The sequence below is a fragment of the Gilliamella sp. M0320 genome (genome assembly GCF_016101635.1).
GTDB classification, from domain to species: Bacteria; Pseudomonadota; Gammaproteobacteria; order Enterobacterales; family Orbaceae; genus Gilliamella; species Gilliamella apis.
In genome coordinates, this window is record NZ_JACFQD010000005.1 from 84,181 (window position 1) to 96,844 (window position 12,664).

A 12,664-nucleotide genomic window follows, 5' to 3' on the forward strand; every position below is an offset into this window, starting at 1 on the left:
AAATAGCATGAATAACAATCAAGAGCCAAATCTAGAACCCGACTTCAATATAAATCAAGAAGATGATGAAATTATTTACGTTAGTAAAAGTGAAATCAAAAGAGATGCCGAGGTGCTTAAAAAATTAGGTGTCGAACTTGTCAATTTAAGCAAAAATGAAATAAGTAAAATTCCACTTGATGAAGATTTATTATATGCTATTGAATTAGCTCAAAAAATAAAAAAAGAAGGCTATCGCAGACAAATTCAATACATAGGTAAATTGCTTAGAAATCGTGATATTGAACCGATTACACAAGCATTGGATAAACTCAAAAATCGCCATAACCAGCAAGTTGCCATGTTTCATCGTTTAGAGAAATTACGTGATGAGTTAATTGAAACTGGCGATGCAGAATCAATTATGGAGCTATTTCCTACCGCAGATAGACAGCAATTACGTACACTTGCACGTTCAGCTAGAAAAGAACTGACTGCAAATAAACCGCCAAAAACAACCAGACAAATTTTTCAATATTTAAAAGAATTGAGCGAAACAGAGTAAATTTTTATAATGTTCGTTTTATATTTATGATTAAACACTACTTACTAATAAAAGATAGAGGATACAAAAATGGGACTATTAAACGTACCAGCCGGTAAAGAATTACCTGATGACATCTATGTCGTGATTGAAATCCCAGCGAATGCTGACCCAATTAAATATGAAGTCGATAAAGATACTGGTGCAGTATTTGTTGATAGATTTATGGCAACCGCAATGTTTTATCCATGTAATTACGGTTATATTAATCACACTTTATCACTTGATGGAGATCCGGTTGACGTATTAGTTCCAACTCCATATCCATTACAACCTGGTTCTGTAATTCGTTGTCGTCCAGTTGGTGTCTTGAAAATGACTGATGAAGCAGGTTCTGATGCTAAACTAGTTGCTGTACCGCATACTAAATTATCAAAAGAATATGACCATATTAAAGATGTAGACGATTTACCAGAGTTATTAAAATCTCAAATCAAGCACTTCTTTGAGCAATACAAAGCACTTGAAAAAGGCAAATGGGTAAAAGTTGATGGTTGGGATAATGCCGAAGCTGCTCGTAAAGAAATTATTGAATCTTTTGAAAGAGCAAAACAGAAGTAATCCTACCTAAATTATTCAAAAAAGTAATCATTTCTACTGAGTCATAAAAAATAATTTTTATGACTCAATCTTTAAACTTTTTTTTACTTTCGAAATAACTTCAATGACTTAGCGTTGCAACAATTTGTCATTTATCAAATTAAACAAATTAATATAAAAATTTTATATAAAACCGTACACTAAGATGAAAAAATTGTCATTAAAATCTTGCTTTCGATTTTAAATTGTGAGGTAATAGTAATGGGCTAACAACAAGAAGCATTTTTATGAAAACGATTAACTTTTTAATTTAGTTCCAGACTAGTTAGATTAGTTTATGAGTTGGTGTATTAATGTTAGTTAATGCCTAAACAGCCGATAAGGCAAATTATTAATTATTGTTAGGATGTCTAGTAAATGAATAAAAAAACAGGCCAAGTAAAATGGTTCAACGAAAGTAAAGGTTTCGGTTTTATAACTCCAGCCGATGGCAGCAAAGATGTATTCGTACATTTCTCTGCAATCTCAGGTGATGGCTTTAAAACCTTAGCTGAAGGACAACAAGTCGAATTTGCTATCCAAGATAGCCCTCGTGGACCAGCAGCGGCTGAAGTAGTTGTTATCTAATTAAAATTTAATTAAATAATAAAAGCAAAACGCCTATTTCTCGAAATAGGCGTTTTTTTATAAGGGTATCATTTTAATCCCTTTACTAGAACTAAAAAAGCGACCCAAGGCCGCTTTTTTGCAATTACAACCGCTTCTAATTATTTAGCAACAACTGCAATTAAGTCTAATACTTTGTTTGAGTAACCAACTTCGTTATCGTACCAAGAAACTAATTTAACAAAGTTATCACTTAATTGGATACCAGCTTTAGCATCAAATACAGAAGTACAAACTTCACCTAAGAAATCTGTAGACACAACGTCATCTTCAGTATAACCAAGAACACCTTTCATTGGGCCTTCAGCAGCTGCTTTGATCGCTTTACAGATGTCTTCGTATTTAGCTGGTTTTGCTAAACGTGCAGTTAAGTCAACAACAGAAACGTCTGGAGTTGGAACACGGAAAGCCATACCAGTTAATTTACCATTTAATTCAGGAATAACTTTACCTACAGCTTTAGCAGCACCAGTTGATGAAGGGATGATGTTTTGAGCAGCACCACGACCACCACGCCAATCTTTGTGAGATGGACCATCAACAGTTTTTTGAGTTGCTGTAGTTGCGTGAACAGTAGTCATTAACGCTTCAACGATACCGAAGTTATCATTAACTACTTTAGCTAAAGGAGCTAAACAGTTAGTAGTACAAGAAGCATTAGAAACGATATCTTGACCTGCATATTCTTTATCATTAACACCCATAACAAACATTGGAGTATTGTCTTTAGATGGGCCAGTTAAAACAACTTTTTTAGCACCAGCTTGGATGTGTTTACGAGCAGTTTCATCAGTTAAGAATAAACCTGTTGCTTCAGCTACAACATCAACACCTACTTCATTCCATTTTAAGTTCGCAGGATCTCTTTCAGCAGTAACGCGGATTGTTTTACCGTTAACGATTAATTTACCGTCTTTAACTTCAACAGTACCGTCAAAACGACCGTGAGTTGAATCATATTTAAGCATATAAGCCATATAATCAACGTCTAATAAATCATTGATAGCAACGATTTCAATGTCAGAGCGTTTTTGTGCAGCACGGAAAACAATACGACCGATACGGCCAAAACCATTAATACCTACTTTGATTGTCATAACAATTACCTTCTTTTTGTTTTAAATGATAAAAATAACTTGCAGTAAACTATCAAATTTTGGGGTCTTATTCAAGACCATTACACATAATTAGGCACGAATTAATCAAATAGTTTTTAACCATAAAAGAAATCACAAACAATAATCAATAAAATCAATTGGTTAATGTAATTAAAAATTTTACTCTCAGCATAAAAATAACCACTGCATTAAGTAAAAAAAATTCGTTATAATAATAGATTATTAGCATGGTACATCTTTAAATTAAGTAACAATTACATAGCGAAGATTTTATCGACCATAAACCTAATATATATTATCCTAGCAATAATATATGCTAGCTTATTTTAGTTACAAATTTTTACTATCATAAGCTATTTGTTGGCAGTCCGACTATGAGAATCTGCGATAGATTTGATACATTGAATTTAAAAGATTAAAGAACTAACACACTATGACAGATAACCAAGATTTTACCGACCACACACCAATGATGCGCCAGTATCTAAAGTTGAAAGCTGAAAACCCAGATATTTTATTGTTTTATCGTATGGGTGATTTTTATGAGATGTTTTATGAAGATGCCAAACGTGCTTCACAACTCTTAGATATTTCGCTAACCAAACGAGGCTCGTCTAATGGTCAACCTATCCCGATGGCAGGAGTACCTTATCATGCGGTTGAAAGTTACTTAGCTAAACTCATTTCACTTGGTGAATCAGTCGCAATTTGTGAACAAATCGGCGATCCCGCTACAAGTAAAGGGCCGGTTGAACGTAAAATTGTTCGTATTGTTACTCCCGGCACTGTAAGTGATGAATTATTATTAGAAGATCGTAAAGACAACTTACTTGCCTGCATATGGCAACAAAAACAGCACTTTGGCTATGCCACTTTAGACATAAGTTCAGGTCGCTTTTTTGTATTTGAATGTGATAATCCGGAAGCAATGCAAGCTGAATTACAGCGAACCAGCCCAGTTGAGTTACTCTACCCTGAAGACTTTCCATCAATGTATTTAATCGAAAATCGTCACGGATTAAGACGACGCCCAATTTGGGACTTTGATCTGGAAACCGCCAAACAGCAACTTAATTTACAATTTGGTACCAATGATTTAGTCGGTTATGGGGTGGAAGATTGCCATTATGCCTTATGTGCAGCTGGCTGTTTATTGCAATATGTCAAAGATACCCAACGCACAGCCATGCCACATATTCGCTCAATAGTTAAAGAATCTTCAGTTGATTTTGTGGTGTTAGATGCCGCCACTCGTAGAAACTTAGAGATCACCGAAAACCTATCAGGTGGTACTGAACATACTGTGGCCGACATTTTAGATAAAACCCAAACCGCTATGGGTAGTCGAATGCTTAAACGTTGGTTACACTCGCCAATTCGTAATTTGGCCATTTTAGAAAATCGACAACAAGCCATTAAAGAGTTACAAAATGATGTCACCGACCTTCAACCGCTATTAAAGCAAATTGGTGATCTTGAACGAATTTTGGCAAGATTAGCACTACGAAGTGCTCGGCCACGCGATTTTGCTCGGTTACGTGATGCCTATAACCTATTACCACAACTCCAACAACAGTTAGCGCAATTTAACGCACCATCACTTATTGCATTACGCGCCAAAATTAATCAATTTGATCAAATTGCCGATCTATTAAATCGAGCAATTATTGAATCACCACCAGTAATTATTCGTGATGGAGGTGTCATTGCTAGCGGTTACAATCAAGAGTTGGACGAACTGCGTGATCTAGCCGATGGTGCAACCAACTATTTAGAACAGCTCGAAATTCGCGAGCGTGAAACTTTAGGCATTGATACATTGAAAGTTGGTTTTAATGCGGTTCATGGTTATTATATCCAAATTAGCCGTGGCCAAAGTCATTTAGCACCAATCCATTATACCCGAAGACAAACACTAAAAAATGTCGAACGCTATATTATTCCTGAGTTAAAAGAGTACGAAGATAAGGTCTTAACCTCAAAAGGCCGTGCATTGGCACTTGAAAAACAGCTTTATGAACAACTGTTCGATCAACTGATACCAGAATTAGCCAATATGCAAACCAGTGCAGATGCTATCGCCGAACTTGATGTACTGACTAATCTTGCTGAACGAGCCCTAACACTCAACTATCATTGCCCAACATTAACTAATCAAACAGGCATTGAAATCAAAGATGGGCGACACATTGTGATAGAACAAGTATTACAAAAACCATTTATCGCCAATTCACTATCTCTCTCATCAGATAGACGAATGCTGATTATTACTGGCCCAAATATGGGCGGAAAAAGTACTTATATGCGTCAAGCAGCATTGATCGTCTTACTCGCTTACATTGGTAGCTTTGTTCCAGCGTCTAAAGCGACAATTGGCCCTGTTGATCGTATATTTACTCGAATAGGGGCATCAGATGACTTAGCTTCTGGTCGTTCAACCTTTATGGTGGAAATGACTGAAACCGCTAATATTATGCATAATGCGACACCAAATAGTTTAGTTTTAATGGACGAAATTGGGCGTGGAACGTCAACTTATGATGGTCTATCGCTAGCATGGGCATGTGCTGAAAATTTGGCTAACCAAATCAAAGCGATGACTCTATTTGCTACCCACTATTTTGAACTAACTCAATTGCCAGAACAAATGCTAGGTGTTTATAACATCCATTTTGATGCCATAGAACACGACAATACCGTCGCTTTTATCCATGAAGTCTCAGAAGGTGCAGCTAGTAAGAGTTTTGGTATAGCGGTAGCAGGACTTGCAGGTGTACCGAAAACCATCTTAAAACGCGCCAAACAAAAACTAAAAGAGCTAGAAGTCATCTCTAAACAATCAGCTAATAGCCATATTGAAAGCTCACAACTTACCTTTATTGGCGATGCAGAACCATCAGAAGTCGAACTAGCCCTACAACAGATCGATCCTGATGCACTAACGCCAAAACAAGCGTTAGAAACCATTTACCAATTAAAAAAATTACTTTAACTAATCAACAATAATAGTAAATTAATAAAAAAACCGCCATTAAATCAATAATGGCGGTGTTAATTTTAAAATTTTGCTTTGAATTATTTCCAAAATTTCTTTTTGGAGGTTTTACCAATACCCGGATTGAAACTATTAGTTGGATCTAACTCATGGTAAAAGTTTTTTAAATCTGAATTAGCATGATACAAATGGCCAACATTATGTTCAGCTGGATATTGCGCTCCACGCTGATCAAGTATCACCAACATCTCTTCTTCCACTTTTGAACAGTCAGTACCTTTTTTAGCTAAATAGTCTTGATGGAAAACCGAACAGAAAAAATGACCATAATATAATTTATGAATAAAATGCTGACTAATACTTTCTGGCAAGGTTTCAAACCAATCTTTATCATTGCGTCGCAAAGCGATATCTAACGCGACTAAATCCTCAACTGTTTTAGTATGCACATTACGATAAACTGTCGCAGCACCAGCAACGGCAAAACGGTGCAACATTGCTGCTTCCGCTTCTTTATCATTACAACGAAAATAACCGCCATTACGTTTTTCTGTAGAACTGGTAGCAAAATAATCTTGTAAAAACGTCTCGGCTTCAGCTATTCCATCATCAGACATTTTTAAAATTAAGTGATGTTCAAAACGATCACGATAATCCCGTAGCGATTTTGGCAAATGATTTGGCCACAATTTACAAACCATCACGGCAAATTTATCGGAAAAACTACCCGAAATGAAGGGAATTTTACTCATTATTCGATCAACAAAATTCTTCAAAGCATACATACGAGGTATGGTATCGGTGCCCAACTTTTGGATCGCCAAAAATAGATGTTTACCATATACTGCCGCTATATCAAACGCATCTCGATGAATATACTCGCCAGATACTGGCAAATTTTTAAATTGTCCTAAAATATGACGACGAATATCATCCAGTTCATTGGTATTATTCGTGCCAATATAAAACACCGCTGTGTTTTCTTCTAATGGAAACGTGTCTAACCGTACCGCAAATACCATTAAACGCCCAGCACTACCTGATGCCTCATAATGACGAGCTGGATCGGCATTATATCGAGCCGGTGTATCAGCATCTATCTGTCGCACATGATCGCAATAATGGTGATCATGCCCTAACCCAGCATTTGGGTTAACATCTTTATCGGTATAAACACGATTTTGTAGATTTTGTAATATTTCCTCGGGCGTATCACCTAATTCAATACCTAAATGATTAATCAAATGTAACTGCCCTTGCTCATCCAACTGAGCAAATACTGCCATTTGAGTATAAGCAGGCCCCCTTTGAATTAACGCACCACCCGAATTATTACAAATCCCACCTAACACTGAAGCACCAATACATGACGAACCAATTACAGAATGTGGTCCTCGATGATATTTTTTTAGTTCTTTTTCTAAATGAAATAATGTACTACCGGGCAAACAAACGACCTGATCGCCATTTTCAATGACTTGAATTCCATCTAATCGACGAGTGCTTACAATAACTATCGGTCTATCATAATCATTACCATCTGGTGTGGAACCACCCGTTAAACCAGTATTAGCAGATTGGGTTATTACAATAACATCAGCTTCAACACAAGCTTTTAAAACTTGCCATTGTTCTAATAGTGTCCCAGGTATAACCACCGCTAATGCATCCCCTACTCCAAAACGCGCACCTTGGCGATAAAGTAAAGTACGACTAGGTTCAGTTAAGGTATATTTATCACCAACAATACTTTTTAACTTTTCAACAAGTCTTGATGTAACATTATTTACAGTCATTTTGGTTCCCTTATTTAGATTGGAATTAGACAAATATTCAACTCTTTTTGATTATATTATAATCAATGCAATTCATTGAAAAGAGCGCTTTACACTTTATAGAGAGAAAGAACAAAACTGACACAAAAAGCTAAAAAGAATCAAAAATAAAAGATAATCATTAGTATTATTGAAAGGTTAAGAATGAAGATTAAAGTTTTATCGAACAAGATATACAATTTTGAATTTTAAAAATCCCTTTCCTCAACTTTTTTTCCTAAAAAACTCTTTTAACCTATAAAAATACTTCCACAAAAAATTAAATATACGGTGTTTGAAATTATTCTTTTTTAGTTTTTTAAATTCTTGGATTGATTTTATTAATGGTACATCTGTTTTGGATATTTTTTTCGGTTTCTTTGATTTGCTAATATTTTTATTTTTTATTCGATTCTCTATAGCTCCAACAATACTAACCATAACAACAAATAATATGATTAAAAATTCAGAAAAAACAAAGGAAAATACCTGTTCACTGTTGCCGCTAATAGTATAAAATCTTGTAAATCCTACAGCTGCATTGGTATCTGTGATACTTAGCAAAAATAGAATGAGAAATAAAAAAACACTTTTCAAATTTAACATTTGTTTATCACTATTTTCTTAAATAATGACTGAAAAGAACTATACCAAAAATATAAAATTAACAGATAAATTAAACAATTTTAAATTTTTTTCAGTAAGAAATCCTTTAATTTTTGCAATTATACTACTTAAGTAATTTAGGTATTAAATTATTTAGATAACCTAAACATTGTTGCATTATAGATTTCATAAAGTCATAATTAAAAAAATATAATTTAATGGATTTTATTAATGGCCGGACCAACATTTCAAACTAATCCTATTGATCTTTCAACTTTACTTAATGAATGCCATACAGGAAAATTACAATTACCTGATTTTCAACGAAGCTGGGTATGGGATGAAGATAGAATAAAAAGTTTAATCGCTTCAATATCACGTTCATTTCCTATTGGTGCATTAATGACCTTATATACTGGTGGACAAGTTGAATTCAAACCCCGAATAATTGAAGGAGCACCTGAAAAAGCAAAATATGAATCGCCACTTTCATTACTATTAGACGGTCAACAACGAATAACTTCAATGTATCAAGTAACAATTCGAAAACAAGTTGTTGAAACAATAACAGCTAAAAATAAAAACGTTAAACGCTGGTTTTATATTGATATAAAAAAGGCCTTAGATTCTAATATAGATAGAGAGGAAGCAATTCTAAGTATTCCTGAAGATAAAAAATTGACAACTAATTTTGGAAGGGAAATTGAGTTAGATATATCATCTGCTGAAAAAGAATATGGTAATTTTGTCTTTCCAATGACTGAAGTTTTTGATTGGGATGAATGGCAAGACGGTTTTGATAGCTATTGGTCCGGTGATATAAATAAATCCAACCGAGAGCTGTTTAGACAGTTTAAAAAAGAAATTTTAGAAAACTTTAAATCTTATAGAGTTCCTGTTATAGCTTTAGATAGAGAAACGAGCAAAGAGGCAGTCTGTGTTGTATTTGAAAAAGTAAACACCAAAGGAAAAGCACTTGATGCTTTTGAATTAGTAACTGCAATTTATGCTGCTGATGGACATGAATTACGAAAAGATTGGTATGGTGATCAAACTTATTCGGGTCGACAAAAACGTTTTGCTAATACTTATCGTTTATCAGGACGAAAACAAGGTATTATCGGCAATGTTTCAAACACAGATTTCTTGCAGGTCATTTCACTTTTTTATACAAGAGAAAAAAGACGACAAGCAGAACAAGCAGGAAAACAGGGTAAAGAGTTACCAGCAGTATCTGGAAATCGTCAAGCTTTGCTAAATCTACCATTATCTGCCTATAAAAAATATGAAAAACAAGCAGAAGAAGGTTTTCAAAAAGCAGCAAAATTCCTCCATTTATTAAATATTTATGAGATTTATGATCTACCATACCAATCACAAGTTGTCCCTTTAGCAGCAATATTAGCTGATATAAAACAAGATGATTGGGAACATGGAACTATTCGACGAAAATTAGAACAATGGTATTGGAGTGGTGTATTTGGTGAGCTATATGGTTCTGCGGTAGACTCGCTCAATGCTCGTGATTTTCTACAAGTACCAGATTGGTTAAAAGGCGGAGAAGTACCTTTAACTATTAGCGAAGCTCAATTTAGACCAGATAGGTTAAAAACGATGAAATCTCGTTTATCTGCAGCTTATAAAGGTGTTAATGCCTTACTAATGAAACAAGGTGCACAAGATTTTAGATCTGGTCAAAAATTTGATGATACAGTATTTTTTGGTGATGCAGTTGATATACATCATATATTCCCTAGAATCTGGTGTAATAAGCAAGGAATTAAATCAGAAATCTATGACTCAATTATTAACAAAACGCCACTTAGCTATAAAACTAATCGTAAAATAGGTGGTGTTGCACCTTCACAATATTTACTAACATTAGAAAATGGTAATGCAGACTCACCTCAAATTTCGCCTAGCATATTAGATGGATATTTAGAATCACATTGTATAGATCCTAAATTATTAAGAGCTGATGATTTTAATGGGTTTATGGAAGATCGACAAAAAAAATTATTTTCGTTGATTGAAGAGGCGATGGGTAAACATAAAGAACTAGAAGATTAACTCTGATTTAATTCTTTGTATATTTAACTAGTTAATATCTTAAAATTTAGACAAATATTAAAAAGTATTGGGAATACAATAACTAAATTTTATCTTAATTAATATGATGAAAAAATTTTATTTACTGATTATTTTCTTATTACCATTTTACAGAAGTAACTCTGCAATGGCCGAAGAAAAAGCTATTGAGGTAAATCCTATTAAGGAAGCATCAATAGTGACAAAAATAAATACTCAGTCTCAATACACTTCTTATGACCTGATAAAAAATTTATCCATGGATGATGCGCTAAAGAAATTTCCTTCCTATAAAAAAGAAACATATATTTTAGGAACTAATGAAGGTCTAATAACAGAATTTAGGATAGGCCTGCTTAATATTTTCAAACCAGACGAAATTAAGCAGGGGAAAATTAAAATAACAGAAATAACTTGGCAAATTAATGCTAAAGAAAATTTAACAGTTTGGTATCATTTACAAAAAGAGCAATGGTTGCCTATAGACCATTATATTTGGGATAAAGATCTGCTGTTTTAATCTGTTAAAAATAGTTTGCCACCAATAACAACACTATCTAAAATTTAATAAAACGATTTGAGCAAACTATTTTTTAGTTACCCGCGACTATATTAATAATTTTATTATCTATTTGAAATAGCATTCTCTAATCCAATTTAGGATGCTGATCAACCAATTCTTGCCTTTTATTTTGTAGTTCTTCGATTTGTTGATCAATATCTTCAACTTCACCCTCGATAGAATCAAAATGTTCAGATAAGAGTGCTTTGGCCTCATGGCGATTAGCCGCAGTTGGAGTCGTATTGTGCAATGGTTTTTTAGCTGTTTCGTGCATTGCAAGACCAGTAATAACACCAATAAAACCTATCATCATTAAGTAATAAGCTGGCATAAATAAATTGCCGGTTGCTTCAACTAACCATGCCACTAGTGTTGGTGTTAACCCAGCAACGATAATCACAATATTAAAAATACTGGCAATGGCACTATAACGAATATTAGTTGGAAACATTGCCGGCAATATTGAAGTAATAATTCCAGTGAAACAGTTTATGAATAACGCTAAAATAAACACCCCTAAAAAGACGAGAGGAATATGCTGGCTATTAATTAACACAAATGCTGGATAAGACAAAAGCAGTAAGCCTATACTACCAATCAATATAAAGGGCTTTCGACCTATTTTGTCACTTAATAAGCCAACTATGGGTTGAATAATTAACATCCCAACCATAATAGCAATAATAATTAGTAAGCCGTGCTCAGTATCATAATTGAGGTTATGTGCTAAATAGCTTGGCATATAAGTTAATAATAGGTAAAAAGATACATTAGTCACAATTATCAATCCGGCACAAATTAAAATATGTCGCCAATATTGGCTAATAATTTGCTTTAGTGCAGTAGTTGATGAAGTTTCAGCTATGTTCTCTGATTGTCTGGCATCGAGGTGTTGTTGAAAAGTTGGGGTTTCTTCTGAAATATGGTGCAATATAAAGCTAATAATACCTAAAGGTAAAGCGATTAAAAATGGGATACGCCAGCCCCAATTGTACAATGCCGACTGACTAAGTAGCATAGACAAAAATACTACTAGCCCTGCCCCTAAAATAAATCCAACCATTGAACCAAAATCAAGCCAGCCACCAATAAAACCGCGTTTACGATCAGGTGAATATTCAGCAACTACCGTTGCTGAACCAGAATATTCGCCTCCGATTGAAAAACCTTGAGCTAATTTAACAATTAATAACAGAACTGGCGAGGTAACACCAATCGTTTCATAAGTGGGGATAAGGCCAATACAAAACGTGCTTAATGACATAATTACTAAACTAATCGATAACACTTTTTGACGGCCAATATTGTCCCCAATTAAGCCAAAAATAATGCCACCTAATGGACGAATGAAAAAGGGAATCGAAAAAGTTGATAGCGCAGCAATAATTTGCACACTAGGAGATATATGAGGAAAAAATATCTGTCCGATAATATAAGCCAAAAAGCTGTATACTCCAAAATCATACCATTCAATAGCATTACTAAAAGCAGATGCCCAAGTCGCTTTTTTTAATTGATTATCATCAATAATGGGAATATCAGTAATATCTAACGGTTTTTTCTTAATTTTATTCACTTTTGCCATTAAATACCGCCTTTTAAATTAATCAATATTAAGATTTAAATCCAAATAATTAACTTTAATCAGCTACTATGCCAAACAGAAGTAATTATCATTACCAGACTTGATGT

At 34.2% G+C, this 12,664-nt stretch carries 10 protein-coding genes; 6 read left to right on the plus strand and 4 right to left on the minus strand.

What is annotated here, in order from left to right; translation table 11 throughout:
• Positions 1 to 7: 7 nt before the first annotated feature.
• The 3 genes from yjgA to H3T83_RS07625 all read left to right on the plus strand — a co-directional run bounded on the left by yjgA (position 8) and on the right by H3T83_RS07625 (position 1,750).
• Positions 8 to 544: a ribosome biogenesis factor YjgA gene (gene yjgA, locus H3T83_RS07615; protein WP_198215469.1), complete on the plus strand. Its 537-nt coding sequence runs from the start codon at positions 8 to 10 to the stop codon at positions 542 to 544.
• Between the two features lie 69 nt (positions 545 to 613).
• Positions 614 to 1,144 carry an inorganic diphosphatase gene (gene ppa / locus H3T83_RS07620; protein ID WP_065578025.1) on the plus strand — a complete coding sequence of 177 codons (531 nt, stop codon included), beginning with the start codon at positions 614 to 616 and terminating at the stop codon, positions 1,142 to 1,144.
• 396 nt (positions 1,145 to 1,540) lie between these two features.
• The gene (locus H3T83_RS07625) at positions 1,541 to 1,750 is read left to right on the plus strand and encodes a cold shock domain-containing protein (protein ID WP_025315032.1); all 210 of its coding nucleotides are present in this window, start codon (positions 1,541 to 1,543) and stop codon (positions 1,748 to 1,750) included.
• Positions 1,751 to 1,890: 140 nt separating this feature from the next.
• On the opposite strand, the gene gapA is transcribed toward H3T83_RS07625, so the two are convergent.
• Positions 1,891 to 2,886 carry a glyceraldehyde-3-phosphate dehydrogenase gene (gene gapA, locus H3T83_RS07630; RefSeq protein WP_034903096.1) on the minus strand — a complete coding sequence of 332 codons (996 nt, stop codon included), beginning with the start codon at positions 2,884 to 2,886 and terminating at the stop codon, positions 1,891 to 1,893.
• A 454-nt stretch (positions 2,887 to 3,340) separates the two neighbouring features.
• On the opposite strand from gapA, the gene mutS reads away from it, so the two are divergent.
• Complete coding sequence (gene mutS, locus H3T83_RS07635; RefSeq protein ID WP_198215470.1) at positions 3,341 to 5,899, plus strand: DNA mismatch repair protein MutS; 2,559 nt, start codon at positions 3,341 to 3,343, stop codon at positions 5,897 to 5,899.
• Between the two features lie 83 nt (positions 5,900 to 5,982).
• Here mutS and dld read toward each other — a convergent pair whose 3' ends face one another.
• Complete coding sequence (gene dld, locus H3T83_RS07640; RefSeq protein WP_198215471.1) at positions 5,983 to 7,698, minus strand: D-lactate dehydrogenase; 1,716 nt, start codon at positions 7,696 to 7,698, stop codon at positions 5,983 to 5,985.
• Positions 7,699 to 7,941: 243 nt separating this feature from the next.
• The gene (locus tag H3T83_RS07645) at positions 7,942 to 8,322 is read right to left on the minus strand and encodes a hypothetical protein (RefSeq protein ID WP_198215472.1); all 381 of its coding nucleotides are present in this window, start codon (positions 8,320 to 8,322) and stop codon (positions 7,942 to 7,944) included.
• Between the two features lie 231 nt (positions 8,323 to 8,553).
• On the opposite strand from H3T83_RS07645, the gene H3T83_RS07650 reads away from it, so the two are divergent.
• Entirely contained in the window at positions 8,554 to 10,392 is a 1,839-nt protein-coding gene (locus tag H3T83_RS07650) for a DUF262 domain-containing protein (RefSeq protein WP_198198535.1), read from the plus strand.
• Positions 10,393 to 10,495: 103 nt separating this feature from the next.
• Entirely contained in the window at positions 10,496 to 10,930 is a 435-nt protein-coding gene (locus tag H3T83_RS07655; protein WP_110453625.1) for a hypothetical protein, read from the plus strand.
• Positions 10,931 to 11,057: 127 nt separating this feature from the next.
• Here H3T83_RS07655 and proP read toward each other — a convergent pair whose 3' ends face one another.
• Positions 11,058 to 12,557 (minus strand): glycine betaine/L-proline transporter ProP, encoded by a 1,500-nt coding sequence (proP, locus tag H3T83_RS07660; protein WP_065614167.1) that lies wholly within the window; start codon positions 12,555 to 12,557, stop codon positions 11,058 to 11,060.
• Between the last annotated feature and the right edge of the window lie 107 nt (positions 12,558 to 12,664).

What these genes read in the sequence shown, in the direction of transcription:
- yjgA (WP_198215469.1), top strand. Translation starts at nt 8, where the DNA reads ATGAATAACAATCAAGAGCCAAATCTAGAACCCGACTTCAATATAAAT.
- ppa (WP_065578025.1), top strand. Translation starts at nt 614, where the DNA reads ATGGGACTATTAAACGTACCAGCCGGTAAAGAATTACCTGATGACATC.
- H3T83_RS07625 (WP_025315032.1), top strand. Translation starts at nt 1,541, where the DNA reads ATGAATAAAAAAACAGGCCAAGTAAAATGGTTCAACGAAAGTAAAGGT.
- gapA (WP_034903096.1), bottom strand. Translation starts at nt 2,886, where the DNA reads ATGACAATCAAAGTAGGTATTAATGGTTTTGGCCGTATCGGTCGTATT.
- mutS (WP_198215470.1), top strand. Translation starts at nt 3,341, where the DNA reads ATGACAGATAACCAAGATTTTACCGACCACACACCAATGATGCGCCAG.
- dld (WP_198215471.1), bottom strand. Translation starts at nt 7,698, where the DNA reads ATGACTGTAAATAATGTTACATCAAGACTTGTTGAAAAGTTAAAAAGT.
- H3T83_RS07645 (WP_198215472.1), bottom strand. Translation starts at nt 8,322, where the DNA reads ATGTTAAATTTGAAAAGTGTTTTTTTATTTCTCATTCTATTTTTGCTA.
- H3T83_RS07650 (WP_198198535.1), top strand. Translation starts at nt 8,554, where the DNA reads ATGGCCGGACCAACATTTCAAACTAATCCTATTGATCTTTCAACTTTA.
- H3T83_RS07655 (WP_110453625.1), top strand. Translation starts at nt 10,496, where the DNA reads ATGATGAAAAAATTTTATTTACTGATTATTTTCTTATTACCATTTTAC.
- proP (WP_065614167.1), bottom strand. Translation starts at nt 12,557, where the DNA reads ATGGCAAAAGTGAATAAAATTAAGAAAAAACCGTTAGATATTACTGAT.